Raw genomic sequence first — 19,013 nt, 5'->3', positions numbered from 1 at the left:
CCAGTCTTCTCGGATGCGACAGGCATCACCTGTGCCAACAGTCACTAGGCTCGCCATGACTTTCGGCACTGCAGCGGCCATCAAGGACTCAGTAAGCTTGCGGTGATGACCCTTGACCACCGCCGCTTGGAAGAATATTCAGGTGCAGCCATTCTGGTGCTCTGCCTGGGTATTGGTGTGCTATCACTCTTCGCCGGCTCTGAGCCGTTTATCCCGATATGGGCCTGGGTGCTGTTATTGCTCGGTTGCCTCGTCAGCGTGTTCGTCGCTGCTAGCGGGATCTTCTCCCGTCGGCACCAGCTGGCGCTCTACTCTGCTGCGCTTCTCAGTTCCTGGGCGCTGCTGCTCACCATGCCTCACCAGGGCATGTTGGCCGTGATCCTGGTGGTCATCGCAGCAGTGGGCAGTTATCTCCTCTCGATTCCCGTAGTGTTGGGCGTCGTCGTGCTCAATTTGTTGGCGCTTGTCATCCAGCAGCTGATCCACGGTGTGGACCTGGTGGAATCCGTCGCCAGTACTGTGTTCTACGCGTTCATTCACTTAGCGGCGGTCTTCAGTACCTTCGCACTGTGGCGAGAGACGACGCTGAGGGCAGAACTGGAACAGAAGAACGTTGAGCTCGAAGCGGCGAGCGTCCTCCTGGAAGACTCTGCCAAGACCGCGGAGCGGTTGCGCATTTCCCGGGAGCTTCATGACGCGGTGGGGCATCAGCTCACAGTCCTAAATCTGGAGCTGGAAGCGGCCAAACACCGTCTGTCGACAACCACACAGGCGCAATCCGTCGCCGAGCATGTCGACCAAGCCGCCCAAGTGGCTAAGCACCTCCTGGCTGATGTGCGCAACACGGTAGGCGAGTTGCGCGAGACAGAACAGGGCGACGTGCAAGGCCATCTGGAGCGGCTTGCAGCAGCTGTTCCCTCCCTGGAGATCCACGTAGAGACCTCTGGTGCGGCCGCCCTTGACGACCAACAGAGCGCTGCTCTGGTGCGCGCCGCCCAGGAGATCATCACCAACACCGTTAAACACTCAGAAGCCCGCGAGCTATCCCTGGTTCTCACCCAGGAAGACTCACACATAGTGCTCTCCGGCTCCAACGACGGCCTGGCACCGAAGACCATCACCCCCGGTCATGGTCTCAACGGACTGCGGGAGCGGGTCGAACTTCTCGGAGGCCGACTCAGCATCACCAGTTCGCCGCACTTCACGGTGGAAGTCCGGTTACCTTGTCTCCACGGCGTGCCACTTGGTACAGCGCCAACTGGAGAGCAGGCCACCGATTGAGTGAGCACGACCTCACCGACAGCATGACTGCGCCGTCGGTGCGCGTTCTCGTAGTCGATGACCAAACGCTGGTGCGCCATGGGATTCGCACATTACTGGAACTCGGCGGGATCAACGTGGTGGCAGAAGCAGGCGACGGCTCAGAAGCGCTCGCCGCAATCGAAACGAGCGCCCCTCAGGTGGTTCTGCTGGATCTGCGCATGCCGAAGTACGACGGCTTGTGGCTTCTTCACAAGCTCCAGGAGCAGAGCTGTGACATCCCCGTGCTGGTGCTGACCACTTTCGACGACGACACTCTGGTGCTCGATGCCCTCCGCGCCGGAGCCCGCGGCTATCTGCTCAAAGACGTCACCGTAGACCAACTCGCTCAGGCAGTCCATGCACTCGCCAACGGTGGCACGCTCATCGCCCCCTCCATCACAGACCGGCTGGTGCGAGCGATCCGGGCCTCTCCGCCTCCGACAGGGGCTGCCGGCCTAGTCGTTGAACGCCTCACGGAGCGTGAAGTGGAGGTGCTTCGTCTGGTCGCTGAAGGATATTCGAACCGGCAGGTCGCAGAGCTGATCCACTTGGCAGAGGGGACTGTCAAGAACCACATCTCGTCGATCCTGATCAAGCTCGGGGCTCGGGATCGCACCAATGCTGTGCTGCGCGCGATCCGCGAAGGCATCCTGGGATGACCACGGGCCTGCGACACGCCCGACAGGGTGCTAAGTTGTCCTCGGTACACGTTTCTCCCGCCACTTCGAAGGAGCCCACACGATGAGCAGCATCCCCGCCGAGCTGAAGTACAGCGCAGAGCACGAGTGGATTTCCTCAGCCGAAGCCGAGGGTGTGGTGCGCATCGGCATCACGGACTTCGCACAAGATGCCCTCGGTGAAGTGGTGTACGTAGAGCACCCAGAAGTGGGGGCCACCGTCGCGGCCGGCGACGTGGTCGGAGAGGTGGAGTCCACAAAGTCGGTCTCGGACATCTTCGCCCCCGTGGCAGGTGAAATCACCGCTGTCAACGAAGAGCTCGACGACAAGCCCCAGGTCATCAATTCCGACCCCTACGGCGCCGGATGGCTCTTCGAAGTGAAGCTCGCAGACGCCTCCGGGATTGACGACCTCCTCAGCGCGGAGGACTACACCCAGCAAGTGGGCTGAACTGGGCAGCCTGTTATATAGTTGTTACCCGGGGTTCGGTCCTGAATCGACCAGAATATCCGTCAAGATCTCAGGTGCCACCGCACCCCACTATGCATAGAGAGGAGGGACTGGTGACTGAGCCGAACGACCATCAGCATTCCGCCCCGGAGAGCGCGGCGGAGTCAACCTCCATTGCGCTGCCACCGGCGAACACTGGCCCACCGGAAGCCAACCTCTCGGAGCAGGACATCGCTGCCATCAGCGCCCTGCCCAAGAACTCCGCCCTGCTCATAGCCCACACCGGGGCGAACCAGGGCGCGCGTTTCCTCCTCGATAAAGACGAAACCATCGTGGGTCGCCACCCCGAGGCAGACATCTTCCTCGACGATGTGACCGTCTCTCGGCGCCATGTGAAGATCAACCGGGATGAGCGTGGTTTCGACGTCGAGGACCTCGGCAGCCTCAACGGAACCTACGTCAATCATGACCGTGTAGATCACTACACACTCACCACAAGCGACGAAGTTCAGGTCGGCAAATTCCGCCTCACGTTCTACTCCGGAGGCGACTGAAACCTCCGGCAATGGACAAATGATCGGACTTCGGCGATTCGCACGTTATTCTGAGGCTGACTTCTTTCCTTCCCCTGAACCTGAAAGAGGATGCGCCCGTGAGTGCAACACCTGCTCGTCAGCCTAAGCCGGCTGAGAAGGCCGGGCCTGCCAATTCCCATGTCTTCACCATCTCTGAAGTGCTGCGTGAACTACAGCGCGAATTTCCGGATCTCTCAGCATCGAAACTGAGGTTCCTGGAAGAACGCGACCTCGTGGAGCCCGCGCGAACCCAATCGGGTTACCGTAAGTACTCCGCAGCCGACGTCGAACGCCTGCGCTTCATCCTTGCGCTGCAGCGCGACCGGTACATGCCATTGGACGTCATTAAGCAAACAATGGACGCCATAGACGTGGGGGAGAAGCCCGAAGCGCTCCCAGAGTCAGCTCCTGTCGGCCCTCGTGAGGTCACGGGAGAGATGGCCGCACAGATCACGGGGCGCAGCCGTCCAATGAGCCGCAAAGAACTGCGCGCCCTCTCGGGAGCGACCCGCGGCATGCTCGACACTCTGGAGAAATTCCGCATCATCACGGCGGACGCCCAGGGCAACTACAGTCATCATGACCTCAAAGCGGTGAAAGCTGTCCGAGTCTTGGCGCGCTACGGGTTGGAGCCAAAACACCTGGTGACACTTCGCCGATCCGCTGACGCCGAGCTTGATCTCATAGGACGCGCCATGGCCCCGCAGGCAGCTCGGAAAGACGCTGCGGCGCGTGCGCGAGTCGCTGAATCCTCGAAAGAAATGCTGCAGTGCCTCAAAGAGCTGCGCGCCTCCATCATGGACGCGGCAGTGGAGAAAATCGACCGTCGTTGAGGACACTGGACTCCTCGGCCGGCTCGACAGGCATACACTTGAATAATGGATGATGCGCAGGTTCGACTAGAGGTGATGGGTGTTCGTGTTGAGCTGCCCAACAATCAACCTGTGCTGATTCTGCGCGGTGCCGAACCTGGCACAGAGACGTTCCATGTGGCCGTCGTCGTCGGCCCAGCTGAGGCCGCTGCTGTGGCGCGAGCTCTCCAGGGAGAAGTCCCTCCTCGTCCCATGACGCACGATCTGCTCACTAACGTGCTGGAGAGCTTCGGCAGGGGTATCGCTGCCGTTGAGATCAGACTTCTCGATATGAGTACCTACGCGGGCTATGTCCGGCTCAACACCGGCAACACCATTGACGCGCGAGCCTCTGACGCTATCGCGGTGGCTGTGCGCGCCCAATGCCCGGTCACTATGGCCCGCTCAACGCTGGAAGCGGTCTCCGTGACTCCTCGCTATAAGACCTCGCAGAGCGAGCCCACGCCCGCAGCCAGGGCTGAAGCTGAGCACCTGGCAGGCAAAGGTCCTATCTCAGAGGATGAGATTCGCGAATTTCAGAAGTACCTCAGCGATGCCGACCCCGAAGACTTCGGCAGGTCATGAGACACGCCGAGACTGAGGGCTCCTGCCACCACAAGAAGACTCGACGCGGATAGACTGGCCACAGTGATCCGATACGACGTGACGCACACCACCAGAGAGGTGCCTGAGTGAAGGACCAACGCGCTGAACTACCGCGCACCCGACACCACTCCTGCCCCCCGGCTCAGGACACCCTGTTCAACGACGGTTTACCTGACCTGGATGAGGACATGGGATACCGGGGACCGGTTGCGTGTTCGGCGGCCGGTATCACCTACCGTCAGCTGGACTACTGGGCTCGTACTAAGCTCGTTGAGCCAACGTTGCGCAATGCCTCCGGATCCGGATCCGCCAGGCTCTACTCATTCCGGGACGTTCTGGTTCTCAAGGTCGTCAAGCGGCTGCTGGACACTGGGGTTTCCCTGCAGCAGATCCGTGCGGCGATCGAACACTTGCGTGAACGCGGAGTGGAAGACCTCGCTGAGATTACGCTGATGTCTGACGGAGCGAGCGTCTACGAATGTACCTCCACCGATGAGGTGATCGACCTCGTCCAGGGTGGACAGGGAGTGTTCGGAATCGCCGTCGGTCGTGTCTGGCGTGAAGTCGAAGGCAGTCTCGCCGAACTACCCCGTGAGCGCAGTGAAGCCCCTGAGGCGGTGTCGGAAGAACCATCCGTGGCGACCGCTATGGATGAGTTCTCTCGGCTTCGGGCCAAGCGCCAGCAGGCGTCATGACTGCCATGGCCGCATAACTCAGGTTCACGCCAACGTCACCACTACAGGGAAGGTCCGCGCCGATGATCCTTATTGTCGTCAAGTTCCCCGTCAAGCCCTCGCACGCCGACCAGTGGCCCCAGATTGTTCGGGAGTTCACTGAAGCCACACGTGCCGAGCCCGGGAACAAATTCTTCGAATGGTCCCGCGGCGTAGAGGACCCCAACGAGTTTGTGCTGGTCGAGGGCTTCGACGATGACGCAGCAGAAGCCCACGTGACTTCTGATCACTTTCAGGCAGCAATTGATCCAGACGGACCTATGCACAATGCACTGGCCGCCACCCCGCGCATCATCTCCCAGACGGTCGAGGCCGAGGGATGGGATGAGATGGGCGAGATGAAAGTGTCCTAGCCACCTGTCAAACCCCCGCCCTTTCCACGCAGGTCCTCCTGCGTGGCCGTCTTCAGCATTAGGATGAAACCGTGCAGATTCTCAGTGTGTCCAGTCTGAAAGGCGGGGTCGGCAAGACCTCGGTCACCATGGGTTTGGCGTCAGCGGCCCTCAACAGAGGCGTCAAGACCCTCGTGATTGACCTTGACCCGCACGCCGACGCCACTACAGGCCTCAGCGTTGCCCGGGGTACAGGACGCGAGGCCGGCCAACTGCTGAAAGAGTCACGTAAGGCGAAGATCGCTGACCATGTAGTCCGGTCAGGTTGGCTGGACCTTCTGGACCCGGAAAAGCAGAAAACCGCTGTGCTAGACGTTGTGGTGGGCTCCGCGCTCTCCGCGACGTTCGACCGCCCCGATATTCGCCCACGGGATATGAAACGGCTCAAAAGCCTCGTTGACGGCCTCAGCGGGTATGACCTGGTGCTGGTCGACTGCCCGCCCTCACTCTCCGGACTCACCAGAATCGCCTGGGCGGCGTCCCACCAAGTATTGCTCGTTGCCGAACCTTCCCTCTTCTCCGTCGCGGGCACCGAGCGGACCATGCGTGCCATCAGAATGTTCTCCAACGAGTTCGCCCCCCAGCTGACTCAAGCCGGCGTCGTCGTCAACAGGGCCCGGGCTGACTCCGCCGAACACGAATACCGGCTGCTGGAAATGGAACGGCTCTACGCTGATAAGCTCATGCTTCCCGTGCTGGAGGAGAACCCCCACTGGCAGCAGATCCAGGGGGCGGCCTATCCCGTTCACCAGTGGCCAGGTGATCAGGTGCGCGATATGGCTAAGAGCTTCGATGAACTCATCAAGCAGCTCGTTCCAGCTAAGAACCTGTCCTCATGAACCCTGTGGGACCCTATGACCTCGCGATCATTGGCTCCGGCTCTGGGAACTCTTTGATCACTCCCTACTGGGACCAGAAACGGGTTGCCCTGGCTGATCAGGGAATCCCGTCCACCGGGGCTTTCGGCGGAACCTGCCTCAACGTCGGGTGCATCCCCACCAAGATGTATGTCCGCCCCGCTGCCCTGGCGAGGGCCCCGGAGGAGGCGGCACGTCTCGGCGTCACGATGACCACCGAACACGCCGATTGGCCAGCTATCAGGGACCGCATCTTCAGCCGGATTGATGCGATCTCCGCCGGCGGACGCGACTACCGTGACCGTTTGGAGAATGTGGACCTCATTGCGGAGCGTGTCACGCTGACCAGTCCCCGGTCTTTCCGCACCACCTCAGGTAACGAGGTCACCGCTGAGCAGATGGTCATCGCCGCTGGTTCCCGCCCGGTGCTTCCAGATGTGCCAGGTATTGAGCTCCCACAGGTCCACACCTCGGATACCATCATGCGCATCGACGAACTTCCAAGGAGAATACTGATCGTCGGGGGCGGGTATATCGCCTGTGAATTCGCGGGCATCTTCTCCGGACTCGGATCAGAGGTGACTCAGATCAACCGCAGCGTCGGGTTGATGAACCAGCTGGATCAGGAGATCTCCGAGGCCTACTCCGCCCAGGCGGAAGCGAACTGGTCAGTTCGCTACCAAAGGACCCTCGCGGGCATCGTCGAAGACGCCCACGGCGGAGTCACCGCCCAGCTGGTGACCTCAGACGGCCGTGCCGAAGAGGTGCAGGCTGACACGGTGCTCATTGCCATCGGGCGGGTGCCCAACAGCGATTCGGTAGGAGCGGCAGATGCAGGGCTTGACCTTCACCCTGACGGTCGGATCGCAGTGGATGAGTACCTCCGAGTCCAGATAGACGGAGAGCCAGTCGAGGGCGTCTACGCCATCGGAGACATCTCGTCTGCTCCCATGCTCAAACACGTGGCCAACCATGAAGCGCGCGTTGCGGCGCACAACCTGGAGAACCCACAGCATCTACGGCGTGTGCGTCACGAAGCCATCCCTGCGGCAATCTTCTCCCACCCTGAGATTGCCGTTGTGGGCCTCACCGAAGCCCAAGCTGCAGAGCAGATCGGTGCTGAGCACCTGACCGTCAAGACTCAGCGCTACGGGGACACCGCCTACGGCTGGGCCATGGAAGACCAGACGGGAATCATGAAGGTCATTGCTGACCGTCGGGATGGTCACATCTTGGGTGCTCATGCCATCGGGTACCAGTCCTCGAACCTCATCCAGCCGATCGTCCACGCTATGAGCTTCGGTCAGGACGCCTACACCGCCGCCCGAGGTCAATACTGGATTCACCCGGCCCTGATGGAAGTCACAGAGAACGCCCTGCTCGGCCTGGAGGTCCCGATTCCGGCAGAGCCTCCGCTGTAAAGGAATGACTTCGGTCTCATCAGGGTTGGCATGGGAGGAATCTCTGTACGCTGATTGAAAGGACCACCTCATGGCTGAGCGCGTTGACTTCTGGTTTGACCCCATCTGCCCCTTCGCCTACGCGACCTCCCGCTGGATTATTGAAGTGGAGAAGGTCCGCGATATCGAGGTGAAGTGGAACGTCATGAGCCTGGGTGTGCTCAATGAGGACAAGAACCCAGCACCCACTGAAGACGACGACGTTCTGGCGCGTTGGATCCCGGCACGCACCTCGATGGCCGTGGCTCAAACAGCTCCGGAGAAGATCGGCGACTTCTACACCGCCATCGGTCACGACATTCACGTCAACGGACACCGAGACTTCGAAGCGGCTTCACGCCGCGCACTTGCCGAGATCGGTGAAGACGAGTCCCTAGTTGATGGTGCCAAGACAGACACCTACGACGACGCAATGCGCACCTCTCATGATGCCGGAATCTCCCAGGTGGGTCAGGATGTTGGCACGCCGATCGTGGCATTCGCCGGCACCGCGTTCTTCGGCCCGGTCATCACGCGGGTACCCACCGGCGAGGACGCCGGGAAGATCTTCGACGGTGCCGTGGCGTTGGCGGAGTACCCCTACTTCTTTGAGCTGAAGCGCTCACGCACTGAAGGCCCACAGTTCGGCTGATTCACACGGCGAAGAGCCCCGACCTGTTGCATACGAAGTGCTCCGGGTCGGGGCTCTTTCTGTTCTGATTGGGACCTGGACGTCCGAGTGCAGGCGCCTGCCTACTGGGGCTCAGCCTTTGCGAATCACCTTGTGCTGAGCAGCCTGCGCCACAGGTCTGACCACAATCTGATCGAGGTTTACATGGTGTGGGACTGTCACCGCGTGGGTGATGATCTCAGCGACGTCCTCCGCGACCAAGGGCTTCTCCACACCGGCATAGACCTTCTCAGCCGCCGCGGCGTCGCCCCTCATCCTCTTTGCGGCGAACTCATCTGTGCGGACCATTCCGGGCTGGACCTCGATGACCCGGATATTGTGCTCAGCTTCTTCCAGCCTGAGGACGCTGGTGAGTGAATGCTGACCGAACTTCGCAGCGTTGTACCCGGCACCGCCCTCATACGCCACCGTGCCGGCGGTGGATGTCAGATTCAGCACTGTTCCCTCACCATGGGCCCGGAGCATCGGCAGGAAAGCTTGAGTGACGTTCAGGGTGCCCAAGACATTGACTTCGTACATCCAACGCCAATCCTCCGCGCTGCTCTGAGCGACTGAGTCCACCCCGAGTGCGCCACCGGCATTGTTGATAAGCGTGTCGATTCCCCCAGCCTCGGTGACCGTTTCCAGCAGGGACGCTACCTGGCCGGCGTCGGTCACATCACAGACCACGGGAACAATGCCCTCCTGCTCGGCAAGGTGCTCCAACTTTTCAGCCCGGCGAGCTACGGCAAAGACTTGCCAACCCTCGGAAGTCAGGCGGAGAGCGGTGGCAGCGCCGATTCCGGAGGAAGCTCCAGTGACGAGTGCGCGGCGGGAAGAGGATTCAATGTTCATGGGGACAGACTAGTCAGTAGCCGCGAGTCTGTGGGCAGCATTTCCGACATGTGAGACGGACCAGCACCTTTTTCATGCGTGGCAGAATGGGCCCATGGCCGAAAACATAAAGGGCACGGACGCGCCCGCATACAAGAACCCGGAAGTCCCCGACAAGCCAGCTTTGGAGGGACTGGAGCGCAAGCTCAACACTGCTTGGGCCGAGGAGCAGCTCTTTCACTTCGACGACAGCGCTGCCCGGGACCAGGTGTACTCCATCGACACACCACCGCCGACTGCCTCCGGATCACTGCACGTAGGCCACATGTTTTCGTACACCCAGACTGATGTGGTGGCTCGTTTCCAGCGGATGCGCGGAAAGAAGGTCTTCTACCCGCTGGGCTGGGATGACAATGGTCTGCCGACTGAGCGTCGCGTCCAGAACTACTACGGTGTGCGCTGCGACCCCACCAAGCCCTACGACCCGGACTACACACCGCCGGAGAAGCCTGCCAAGAACCAGCGCGACTGGGACATGATCTCCCGGCGCAACTTCATCGAACTGTGTGAGACGCTCACCGTCGAGGACGAGAAAATCTTCGAGGACCTGTTCACCACGCTCGGACTCTCAGTGGACTGGCGGCAGACCTACCGCACCATCGACGACCACTCGCGCACAGCCTCCCAGCGGGCATTCCTTCGTGATGTGCGCTCCGGCAATGCCTACACGGCCGAAGCGCCCACGCTGTGGGATGTAACCTTCCGGACGGCTGTTGCTCAGGCGGAGCTGGAAGCCAAAGAACGCCCGGGGGCCTACTACCGCTACCCCTTCACTGACGAGTCCGGCAACGAGGTCATCATCGCTACAACCCGGCCGGAGTTGCTGCCCTCGTGCGTGGCCCTGGTCGCCCACCCGGAGGATGAGCGTTACAAACACCTGTTCGGCAAAACCGTGACCTCCCCGCTCTTTGGAGTTGAGGTGCCGGTGAAGGCCCACACTTTGGCCGACCCTGAGAAGGGTTCGGGCATCGCAATGATCTGCACCTTCGGCGACATGACTGACGTGACATGGTGGCGGGAGCTGAACCTTCCCACCCGGGCGCTGATCGGCCGTGAGGGGCGTTTCACCGGTGACACGCCTGAGTGGATCACCTCCGAGCAGGGCCGGGAAAACTATCAGCAGCTGGCAGGCAAAACGGTTCACTCCGCCAAAGAGGCCGTGATTGAGCTCCTGCAGTCGGGCGATCTGCTTCGCGCTGAGCCGGAAAAGATTACCCATGCAGTCCACTTCTATGAGAAGGGTGATAAGCCACTAGAAGTGGTGACGTCGCGCCAGTGGTACATCCGGAACGGTGGTCGTGATGCTGACCGCCGGGACCAGCTTGTTGAACGAGGTCGCAAGATCACCTGGAACCCGTCTTTTATGCGTTCCAGGTATGAAAACTGGGTGGAGGGCCTTAACGGAGACTGGCTCATCTCACGCCAGAGGTTCTTCGGTGTGCCGATCCCCGTGTGGTACCCGCTCAACAGCGACGCAGAGCCCGATTATGACCACCCGATCCTGCCTGAGGAGGAAAAGCTTCCTGTAGACCCGGCCTCCGAACCTGCCCCGGGTTTCGCTGAGTCGCAGCGCGGCGAACCGGGCGGATTTATGGGTGAGCCTGATGTGCTGGACACCTGGGCGACGTCGTCCCTGACACCTCAGATTGCAGGGAAATGGGAGCGCGACCCAGATCTGTTCAACCGGGTCTTTCCCTTCGATCTGCGTCCCCAGGGGCATGACATTATCCGCACCTGGTTGTTCTCCAGTGTGGTGCGCGCCAACTCGCTGCATGACTCGGTGCCGTGGACCAATACCGCTATTTCCGGTTGGATCTTGGACCCGGACCGGAAGAAGATGTCTAAGTCCAAGGGCAATGTTGTGGTGCCCAATGAGCCGCTGGAGCAGTTCGGCGCTGACGCTGTGCGGTATTGGGCAGCATCAGCAAAGTTGGGCGCCGATACGGCTTACGAGATCAGCCAAATGAAGATCGGCCGTCGTTTGGCGATCAAGCTGCTCAACGTGTCCAAGTTTGCCTTCGGCATGGGCGTGACGGAAGAGCATATTGTGGGCTCCGGAAGCGACGACGCGGCCATCACTGAACCGTTGGACCAGGCACTTCTTGCCAAACTTCGCGTGGTCATTCAGCAAGCCACCGATCATTTCGACAACTACGACTACGCTCGTGCGCTGAATCTGACAGAGAGTTTCTTCTGGGCCTTCACTGACGACTACGTGGAGTTGGTCAAAGACCGGGCCTACGGTGCTCAGGGCGAGCAGGCTCAGGCCTCAGTGCGTGCCACACTCGCTACGGCGCTGGATAAGTTGCTACGCCTGTTCGCTCCCGTGCTCCCATTCGCCACCGATGAGGTATGGCGGTGGTGGCGGAGCGGTTCTGTGCATGGGGTGAGCTGGCCTCAGGCGTCAGACTTGGACGCTGTGGCGGGGTCTGCTGATGTGCTGGATGCGGTCGCCGAGGCGCTGACCAGTCTGCGCCGGGCGAAGGCTGAGGCCAAAGTCAAACAGCGCACGGAGATTATCTCAGCACGGATCACTGGTTCAGAGCACAGTACCGAAGCTGTTCGGTCGGCATTGGAGGATCTGCGCGCGGCCACCAAATCCCAGGTGCTGCACGTGGAAAGCTCGGTTCAGGACGCCACTGAAATGCGCGTATCTGACGTGTCGCTCGCGGAGCCGGTCCAGGCGTAGCCCGCTTGAGACCCGGCTGGCGCGGAACATGCACCGACCTCAGCGGCTCAGGACGCGGCGCTGAGGTCGGTGTGCCCGATACTCCGGACTCTCTGCTCGACTGTGGTGATCAGTCGTTGTCGGCCTCCACTGCGCGGACCTCCAGCACACCTTCCAACTCACTGAGTCGGCGATGGAGTTGATCGGGGGAGAGGTACTGAGAGCGCGAGAAACTCAGCTGGGCGTCCACCACCGCGCCCTCGTCCTCGCTTTCCTTGCGCCGCGTTCGGTTCAGAGCCACCTCATAGCCAAGTCCTGAGGCTGCCGTGAGCACGTCACGCAGAATGCCCCGACCGTCCTGGTAGCGGACCTCGTACCGGTGGGTGCGGCCGCGCTTCGGGATTTTCTTCGCCAGCCGGGTCACAATCGTGACAGCCAGTAGGTAGAAGATCACTGTCAGTGCGGCGATAAGCGGCATCCCGGCACCGCAGGCCATACCGACTGCTGCGGTGACCCAGATGGATCCAGCCGTGGTGAGCCCCGAGACAATGTTCTGGCGGACGAAGATCACTCCGGCCCCGATGAAGCCGATGCCGGAGACGATCTGTGCAGCAATGCGCGAGGGGTCCAAGATCACGTCTTCACCCAGCAGGTGGGAGAACCCGTAGGCGGAGACGAGTGTGAACAGCGCAGAACCGAGCCCCACTAATATGTGGGTGCGGGCGCCGGCTGACTTCTGTCCCAGTTCTCGTTCCAAGCCCACCACAGCAGAGAGGACGAACGCGCAGGCCAGGAGAGTGGCTTCAGTGGCAAGCGTGTCAGGTATCAGGTCAATGTTCATGCGTCTCACGGTAGGCTCCCAGGCTTGAGCCAGCCTGAAGGTCGTGCCGACCTCGCTGACGGGCCGATTCTGTCGCCAAAATGGGTGCAGATGGCCCGCTTTATCGGCAGACTCAACCAGTCGGAGCGATTGGGCTGGGTCTGGTGTTTCGCGTAGAATCCTCAACAGCAGCTACGATCCGGCCATCACCGGTGAGCTTCCGGAAGAACCGGGGAGAGACTGACTGTCTTCCCCGCAGTAGAACCGGACGGGTAAGCCCGTCATAGCAGTCATGAAGTGGCTGGAATGTCCGGTGTGACCATCGGGGTTTCAGCAAGCAAGGTGGTACCGCGCACGCGGGTAGGAGTCCTCTTCTGCACCAGGCGTCCTTGCCGAACCGGCCACAGCTATGCACCAGGATGACCTTCATGACTGAGAACGCCTCTCCCACGTATCCGCGCGCGACCTCTGCCGCCCAGGGCGCGGTCCAAAATTCTGTGCGCTTCCCGGAGATTGAGGAGCGCATCCTGAAGTACTGGGAAGCAGACGGTACCTTCAAAGCCTCTGTCGAGTCCCGGCCCGAGGATGACGAGTTCGTCTTCTACGACGGCCCGCCCTTCGCCAATGGTCTGCCGCACTACGGTCACCTGCTCACTGGGTACGTGAAGGACCTGGTGCCCCGCTACCAGACCATGCGCGGTAAGCGAGTAGAGCGTCGTTTCGGCTGGGATACCCACGGTCTGCCCGCTGAGCTCTCCGCCATGAAAGATCTTGGCATGGCAGATAAGGCCGAGATCGAGGCCATGGGCATTGAACACTTCAACGATGCCTGCCGCTCAAATGTGCTGAAGTTCACCAATGAATGGTCGGCCTACGTCAAGCGCCAGGCGCGCTGGGTGGACTTCGAGAATGACTACAAAACACTCAACGTTGAGTTTATGGAGTCAGTCATCTGGGCGTTCAAGCAGCTCCACGAAAAGGGCCTGACGTATCAGGGGTTCCGCGTTCTGCCCTATTGCTGGAAGGATGAAACGCCCCTGTCCAACCACGAGCTGCGCATGGACGATGAGGTGTACAAGGACCGGCAGGACCCCTCAGTCACCGTGACATTCCCCATCACTGGGGGTGGTGCGTTGGGGGACCAACTGCGTGGAGTGAACCTTCTTGCCTGGACTACGACCCCGTGGACCCTCCCCACCAACTTCTCCGTCGCGGTGGGACCAGAGATCGAATACGCCGTCGTCGAGGCCCCAGCTGACGGGCCGCTGCCGGGTCGGCATATGATCGCCGCGGACCTGGTGGGAGCCTACGCCCAGGACTTGGGCTTCGCCGACCATGACGAGGTCTCCGCCGCTGAAGCTGCCCAGGCGGCCGTGGTGGGCCGTTACGTGGGCAAGGACCTCGCCCAACTGGAGTACGAGCCGCTATGGCACTACTACGCCGATACCGAAGCCTGGGGCACTCAGAATGCCTGGCGGGTGCTCATCGAGGACTACATCACCACAACAGACGGCACAGGCATCGTCCACCAGGCCTCGGCCTACGGTGAGGAAGACCAAAGGTCCTCGGAGGAGGCCGGAATTCCGGTGATCCTCTCCGTCGATGCCGCTGCGCAGTTCCTTCCGATGTTCGCTGAACCCACGCCGCAGGGGGACACACCATTGGCGGAGATCGCCGGCGTTCAGGTCTTCGAGGCCAACCGCCCCATCATCAACCGGCTCAAAGCAGATGGGCGCCTGGTGCGTGAGCAGTCCTATGTGCACTCGTATCCGCATTGCTGGCGCTGCCGCACCCCGTTGATGTACAAGGCGGTCACCTCCTGGTACGTCGCTGTCACACAGATCAAGCAACGCATGCTGGAGCTCAACGAAGACATCAACTGGATCCCTGACAATGTGAAGCACGGCCAGTTCGGCAAGTGGTTGGAGAACGCCCGAGACTGGTCGATCTCCCGCAACCGCTACTGGGGCAGCCCCATCCCAGTGTGGGCTTCGGATGACCCGAACTATCCGCGTACCGAGGTCTACGGTTCCTTGGACGAGCTCAAGGAAGCCTTCGGAGACTACCCGCGCAATGCCGCCGGAGAGCCGGACCTGCACCGGCCATGGATCGATCAGCTCACTCGGCCCAACCCCGACGACCCGACCGGAAACTCGACCATGCGCAGGGTAGAGGACGTGCTGGATGTCTGGTTCGACTCCGGCTCCATGCCCTTCGCACAGGTGCACTACCCATTCGAGAACGCCAGCTGGTTCGACAGCCATAACCCAGCAGACTTCATCGTGGAGTACATCGGCCAGACCCGCGGTTGGTTCTACACCATGCACATCCTGGCCACGGCACTCTTCGACCGGCCAGGTTTCAGCAATGTCATCAGCCACGGGATTGTGCTGGGATCCGATGGGCAGAAGATGTCCAAATCGCTGCAGAACTACCCGGATGTCAACGAGGTCTTCGACCGCGACGGATCAGATGCCATGCGCTGGTTCCTGATGAGCTCGCCCATCCTTAGGGGCGGCAACCTTGTGGTCACCGAGGAAGGGATCCGTGAGGGCGTCCGCCAGGTGCTGCTGCCCATGTGGAACGTCTGGCATTTCTTCGCGCTCTACGCCAACTCCGCCAAACAGGGAGCCGGATATCTGGCCAAACCGGTTGAGAACGACGACGCCCTACTCACCCCCTTGGACCACTACATCTTGGCTGCCACGGGAGATTTGGTTCGCGAAGCCACCGATGCCCTGGACGATTTCGACGTCTCGCGGGCCTGCGAGGCCTTGCGCCGGTTCGCCGATCTGCTGACTAACTGGTACATCCGCCGTTCACGGCAGAGGTTCTATGACGAGGACTTCACCGCCTACGACGTGCTGTACACCGTGCTGGAGACCTTCACTCGTGTGGCAGCGCCGCTGCTGCCCCTCGTCTCTGAGGAAGTGTGGCGTGGACTCACCGGAGGGCGCAGCGTGCACTTGGCAGACTGGCCGGACCCGGCACGTTATGTCCGCGATGAGCGTGCGGTGGAGCTGATGGACCTCACCCGAGTGGTGACCTCCGCAGGCTCTGCCCTGCGGAAGCAGGCCAAGCGACGGGTGCGGCAACCGCTGGCCACATTGACCGTGGTGGTCCCGGACGCTCAGTCCCTGGCAGGAACCTATGAGCAGATCATCGCTGATGAGCTGAACATCAAACAGGTGGAGCTCCTGGACACGCAAGAAGTCTCTGCTGAGCAGTACGGCATTGGTCAGCAGCTGGTGGTCAACGCCAGGGTCGCGGGGCCACGTCTGGGCAAAGAGGTCCAGCACGCCATCCGGGGCGCTAAATCTGGTGACTGGTCTGTCTCCGACGGAGTTGTCACAGCTGGCGGGCTGGAGCTGAAAGAAGGCGAATACACGCTGACGACCACAGTCTCGGAGGAGCTCGGAGACAAGGCCGTAACAGTCCTGGAGAAAGCCTTAGGTGCCGGTCAAGGGTTCTTGGTACTGGACACTCGGCTGAGCGAGGAGCTGATTGCCGAAGGCACCGCCCGTGATGTCATCCGCACTGTCCAAGCTGCCCGTAAGGACGAAGACCTGCAGGTCTCCGATCGCATTGCGACCACACTGACTGCTTCTCCTGCGGTGATCGAAGCGGTGGAGGCTCATGCGGAGCTCGTGAAAGCTGAGACGCTGACAGTGGAGTTGAATCTCGTAGCCGGTGAAGAGACCGAGAGCACCCGTGCCAGCGTCGTCGTGATTGAGGGGTCCCATGCCTGATCCAGAACAACCAGTTGACGAATTCTCAGTGGAGAGCATCTACGCTGAGATGCTCGCTCGCGCCCCCGAGTCAGACATGAGGCCCCGACTCGAACCGATGCAGAGGGCCATGGACGTTCTCGGTGAACCCCAGCGCACTGCCCCGGTCATCCACGTCGGCGGCACCAACGGCAAGACCTCGACCGCACGAATGATTGAGGCAGGGCTGCTGGCCCATGACCTGCGTGTGGGCCGATACAGCTCACCACATATGGGCAAAGTGACCGAACGAATCGCCATCGACGGCAAACCGGTCACCGATGAGACCTTCGTCAGAATCTGGGATGAGATCAGACCCCATATCGGGTTTGTCGATCAGGAGCTCGTCGAGCAGGGGGAGACCCCGCTGACACTGTTCGAGCTGCTGACCGTGCTGGCGTTCGCGATCTTTGCCGATGAACCGGTGGACGTCATGGTCATCGAGGTGGGGTTGGGTGGTTCTTGGGACGCTACCAATGTGGCCGATGCGGCAGTGCAGGTGATCGGTCCCATCAGCTTGGACCACACTGCGATGCTGGGCGAGACGGTGGAAGAAATCGCCGAGGAAAAAGCCGGGATCATCAAGTCTGGTGGGTTCCTCATCTCCGCAGCCCAGGAGCGCGACGCCGCCGATGTCCTATTGGAAGCCGCTCAGACGGCTGGGGTGCCCTTCCGATTCGAAGGAGTCGAGTTCGGCGTAGAATCCCGACTCCCCGGTGTGGGAGGGCAGCAGGTCACCGTTCAGGGGCTCGCAGGTCGCTACCCCGACTTGATGTTGCCGTTGCTGGGAGCCCATCAGGCAGAGAACTTCGCCTTAGCAGTGGCAGCCCTAGAAGCGTTCCTCGGGGGAGGGGAGCGGGAGCTCGCACTGGAAAACCTGAGGACCGCCTGCGAGCACGTCACCTCACCCGGGCGGCTGGAGACTCTGCGGTCGGCGCCGGCCATCATCGTCGACGCCGCCCACAACCCGGCGGGCATTGAGGCCAGCGCTCAGGCGCTGAAAGAGAGTTTCGGGGTGACTGGGCTCGTTCTCGTCGTCGGAATTCTGCAGGACAAGGACGCCCGCGCGATGCTGAGAGAGCTGTTCGAGCAGTACAGCGAGCTCGCCAGCGCAGTCTGTTTCACCGCGTCCACCTCACCACGAGCTATCCCCGCCGCTGATCTGGCGGAACTCGCTCTGGATGCTGGTTTCCAGGAGGGAGACATCCACAGCACCGAACGGCTCGATGAGGCCATCAGTTGGGCTGTGGCACGCACCGACGAGGACGGCGCCACTGAGACGGGCGGGATCCTCGTCACCGGTTCCATCACCGTGGTCGGCGAGGCGCGGGCTCTCTTCGGCGCCGTCGACACGGGCATCCCCGACGCTGACGCTGTGGAAGGTGAACTCTGATGGCATGGCAGACACGCGCCCAGCGGGAATGGGAGCCGGGCCAAGTTCGGCCGCCGCGATCGGTGAAGGCCCTGTTCGCCTCCACAGTGCTCTGCCTGGAAGCAGCACTGATGTTCTTCTTCGGCCTCGCAGCCTGGGGTCTGAACCAGAATGAATGGTACGCCTGGTGGATTTTCGCTGGCGCATGTGTGGTGGCCATTCTGTGCGTCGCGCTATGCGCTGTCCTCCACCGGCCCTTCGGCTATCCCGCTGGATGGGTGATGCAGGTCATCATGGTGGCCAGCTTCGTGGGCGTGGCAGCGATTACCTCGGAAGGTCTGATCGTGCCGCTGGCGCTGCTCCCGGGCCTGGCATTCACTGCCTGCTGGTGGTACGCCGTCTCGAGGGGTGCCCAGGTGGACGTGGAAAAGATGGAAAGATGGAAAGCGGAAGAAGAACTTGCTGCGCAGGTCGAGGCAGACGAACCTGGCGCTGGCGCAGATGACAATGAGGAGAAATCATCATGACTGAACGCACATTGGTGCTCATCAAACCTGACGGAGTGCAGCGGGGCCTGACGGGGGAGATCCTGCGCCGCATTGAAGCTAAGGCTTACGTCATCGCTCAGTTGACCAAATCCGATGCCGCTCCAGATCAGTTGGCTGCCCACTACGCCGAACATGAAGGCAAACCGTTCTACCAGCCTCTGGTCGACTTCATGCTTTCAGGGCCCATTGTGGCCGCCGTCGTCGAGGGAAACGACGTCATCAAAGGATTCCGCTCACTTGCAGGACAGACCGACCCGACCACAGCAGCTCCGGGGACGATCCGCGGCGATCTGGGTCGAGACTGGGGTGAGAAGGTCCAAAAGAACCTCGTGCATGGTTCGGATTCAGTAGAGAGCGCTGAACGCGAAATCAGCATCTGGTTCGGCTGAG

General features: G+C 61.2%; 18 protein-coding genes. 16 read left to right on the top strand and 2 right to left on the bottom strand.

The genetic code is table 11. The annotated features are described in order from the left end of the window. The first annotated feature begins 105 nt into the window (after positions 1–105). The 11 genes from FEF26_RS00430 to FEF26_RS00380 all read left to right on the top strand — a co-directional run bounded on the left by FEF26_RS00430 (position 106) and on the right by FEF26_RS00380 (position 8,536). Positions 106–1,281, top strand: coding sequence for a sensor histidine kinase (locus tag FEF26_RS00430; protein ID WP_138251560.1), 1,176 nt, complete (start codon positions 106–108; stop codon positions 1,279–1,281). Further along, a complete protein-coding gene (locus FEF26_RS00425) occupies positions 1,278–1,961 on the top strand; it encodes a response regulator (RefSeq protein ID WP_243730319.1) in 684 nt (227 codons plus the stop codon). The genes FEF26_RS00430 and FEF26_RS00425 overlap by 4 nt, the downstream gene beginning before the upstream one ends. A gap of 82 nt (positions 1,962–2,043) precedes the next feature. After that, positions 2,044–2,430, top strand: coding sequence for a glycine cleavage system protein GcvH (gcvH, locus tag FEF26_RS00420; RefSeq protein WP_138251559.1), 387 nt, complete (start codon positions 2,044–2,046; stop codon positions 2,428–2,430). 92 nt (positions 2,431–2,522) lie between these two features. Further along, positions 2,523–2,984 (top strand): FHA domain-containing protein, encoded by a 462-nt coding sequence (locus FEF26_RS00415; RefSeq protein WP_138251605.1) that lies wholly within the window; start codon positions 2,523–2,525, stop codon positions 2,982–2,984. Between the two features lie 98 nt (positions 2,985–3,082). Continuing rightward, entirely contained in the window at positions 3,083–3,838 is a 756-nt protein-coding gene (gene ftsR, locus FEF26_RS00410) for a transcriptional regulator FtsR (RefSeq protein WP_138251558.1), read from the top strand. 45 nt (positions 3,839–3,883) lie between these two features. Beyond that, positions 3,884–4,441, top strand: coding sequence for a bifunctional nuclease family protein (locus FEF26_RS00405; RefSeq protein WP_138251557.1), 558 nt, complete (start codon positions 3,884–3,886; stop codon positions 4,439–4,441). A gap of 107 nt (positions 4,442–4,548) precedes the next feature. Beyond that, positions 4,549–5,157 carry a MerR family transcriptional regulator gene (locus FEF26_RS00400; RefSeq protein ID WP_424991709.1) on the top strand — a complete coding sequence of 203 codons (609 nt, stop codon included), beginning with the start codon at positions 4,549–4,551 and terminating at the stop codon, positions 5,155–5,157. 62 nt (positions 5,158–5,219) lie between these two features. Beyond that, positions 5,220–5,549 carry a putative quinol monooxygenase gene (locus FEF26_RS00395; protein WP_138251556.1) on the top strand — a complete coding sequence of 110 codons (330 nt, stop codon included), beginning with the start codon at positions 5,220–5,222 and terminating at the stop codon, positions 5,547–5,549. Positions 5,550–5,620: 71 nt separating this feature from the next. Next, positions 5,621–6,427 carry a ParA family protein gene (locus FEF26_RS00390; RefSeq protein ID WP_138251555.1) on the top strand — a complete coding sequence of 269 codons (807 nt, stop codon included), beginning with the start codon at positions 5,621–5,623 and terminating at the stop codon, positions 6,425–6,427. After that, the gene (locus FEF26_RS00385; protein WP_138251554.1) at positions 6,424–7,866 is read left to right on the top strand and encodes a mycothione reductase; all 1,443 of its coding nucleotides are present in this window, start codon (positions 6,424–6,426) and stop codon (positions 7,864–7,866) included. The genes FEF26_RS00390 and FEF26_RS00385 overlap by 4 nt, the downstream gene beginning before the upstream one ends. A gap of 70 nt (positions 7,867–7,936) precedes the next feature. Beyond that, positions 7,937–8,536 (top strand): DsbA family protein, encoded by a 600-nt coding sequence (locus FEF26_RS00380; protein ID WP_138251553.1) that lies wholly within the window; start codon positions 7,937–7,939, stop codon positions 8,534–8,536. Between the two features lie 111 nt (positions 8,537–8,647). Here FEF26_RS00380 and FEF26_RS00375 read toward each other — a convergent pair whose 3' ends face one another. Continuing rightward, positions 8,648–9,409, bottom strand: coding sequence for an SDR family oxidoreductase (locus FEF26_RS00375; protein ID WP_138251552.1), 762 nt, complete (start codon positions 9,407–9,409; stop codon positions 8,648–8,650). Between the two features lie 94 nt (positions 9,410–9,503). Here FEF26_RS00375 and valS point away from each other — a divergent pair, with 94 nt between their 5' ends. Then, positions 9,504–12,137, top strand: coding sequence for a valine--tRNA ligase (gene valS / locus FEF26_RS00370; protein WP_138251551.1), 2,634 nt, complete (start codon positions 9,504–9,506; stop codon positions 12,135–12,137). 109 nt (positions 12,138–12,246) lie between these two features. Here valS and FEF26_RS00365 read toward each other — a convergent pair whose 3' ends face one another. Beyond that, positions 12,247–12,957 carry an MgtC/SapB family protein gene (locus FEF26_RS00365; protein WP_138251550.1) on the bottom strand — a complete coding sequence of 237 codons (711 nt, stop codon included), beginning with the start codon at positions 12,955–12,957 and terminating at the stop codon, positions 12,247–12,249. Between the two features lie 407 nt (positions 12,958–13,364). Between FEF26_RS00365 and ileS the strand changes: the two genes are divergently transcribed. Genes ileS through ndk form a run of 4 tightly spaced genes read left to right on the top strand, consistent with a single transcriptional unit; the run spans position 13,365 to position 19,012 of the window. Further along, positions 13,365–16,685 carry an isoleucine--tRNA ligase gene (gene ileS / locus FEF26_RS00360; protein WP_138251549.1) on the top strand — a complete coding sequence of 1,107 codons (3,321 nt, stop codon included), beginning with the start codon at positions 13,365–13,367 and terminating at the stop codon, positions 16,683–16,685. After that, complete coding sequence (locus FEF26_RS00355; protein ID WP_138251548.1) at positions 16,678–18,096, top strand: bifunctional folylpolyglutamate synthase/dihydrofolate synthase; 1,419 nt, start codon at positions 16,678–16,680, stop codon at positions 18,094–18,096. The genes ileS and FEF26_RS00355 overlap by 8 nt, the downstream gene beginning before the upstream one ends. Further along, positions 18,096–18,602 (top strand): DUF4233 domain-containing protein, encoded by a 507-nt coding sequence (locus FEF26_RS00350; RefSeq protein WP_138251547.1) that lies wholly within the window; start codon positions 18,096–18,098, stop codon positions 18,600–18,602. Before FEF26_RS00355 ends, FEF26_RS00350 begins: the two co-directional genes overlap by 1 nt. Beyond that, entirely contained in the window at positions 18,599–19,012 is a 414-nt protein-coding gene (ndk, locus tag FEF26_RS00345) for a nucleoside-diphosphate kinase (protein WP_138251546.1), read from the top strand. Before FEF26_RS00350 ends, ndk begins: the two co-directional genes overlap by 4 nt. Position 19,013 lies beyond the last annotated feature (1 nt).

Origin of the sequence: Nesterenkonia salmonea, assembly GCF_005771525.1 — a bacterium.
GTDB classification, from domain to species: Bacteria; Actinomycetota; Actinomycetes; order Actinomycetales; family Micrococcaceae; genus Nesterenkonia; species Nesterenkonia salmonea.
Note: the sequence above shows the minus strand (reverse complement) of the source record. Positions and strands in the feature narration are given on the sequence as shown.

Coding starts and splice junctions, on each gene's coding strand:
- FEF26_RS00415 (WP_138251605.1), top strand. CDS start 2,523: ATGCATAGAGAGGAGGGACTGGTGACTGAGCCGAACGACCATCAGCAT.
- FEF26_RS00385 (WP_138251554.1), top strand. CDS start 6,424: ATGAACCCTGTGGGACCCTATGACCTCGCGATCATTGGCTCCGGCTCT.
- ileS (WP_138251549.1), top strand. CDS start 13,365: ATGACTGAGAACGCCTCTCCCACGTATCCGCGCGCGACCTCTGCCGCC.
- FEF26_RS00350 (WP_138251547.1), top strand. CDS start 18,096: ATGGCATGGCAGACACGCGCCCAGCGGGAATGGGAGCCGGGCCAAGTT.
- FEF26_RS00355 (WP_138251548.1), top strand. CDS start 16,678: ATGCCTGATCCAGAACAACCAGTTGACGAATTCTCAGTGGAGAGCATC.
- gcvH (WP_138251559.1), top strand. CDS start 2,044: ATGAGCAGCATCCCCGCCGAGCTGAAGTACAGCGCAGAGCACGAGTGG.
- FEF26_RS00395 (WP_138251556.1), top strand. CDS start 5,220: ATGATCCTTATTGTCGTCAAGTTCCCCGTCAAGCCCTCGCACGCCGAC.
- FEF26_RS00365 (WP_138251550.1), bottom strand. CDS start 12,957: ATGAACATTGACCTGATACCTGACACGCTTGCCACTGAAGCCACTCTC.
- valS (WP_138251551.1), top strand. CDS start 9,504: ATGGCCGAAAACATAAAGGGCACGGACGCGCCCGCATACAAGAACCCG.
- FEF26_RS00430 (WP_138251560.1), top strand. CDS start 106: ATGACCCTTGACCACCGCCGCTTGGAAGAATATTCAGGTGCAGCCATT.
- ndk (WP_138251546.1), top strand. CDS start 18,599: ATGACTGAACGCACATTGGTGCTCATCAAACCTGACGGAGTGCAGCGG.
- FEF26_RS00405 (WP_138251557.1), top strand. CDS start 3,884: ATGGATGATGCGCAGGTTCGACTAGAGGTGATGGGTGTTCGTGTTGAG.
- FEF26_RS00375 (WP_138251552.1), bottom strand. CDS start 9,409: ATGAACATTGAATCCTCTTCCCGCCGCGCACTCGTCACTGGAGCTTCC.
- FEF26_RS00380 (WP_138251553.1), top strand. CDS start 7,937: ATGGCTGAGCGCGTTGACTTCTGGTTTGACCCCATCTGCCCCTTCGCC.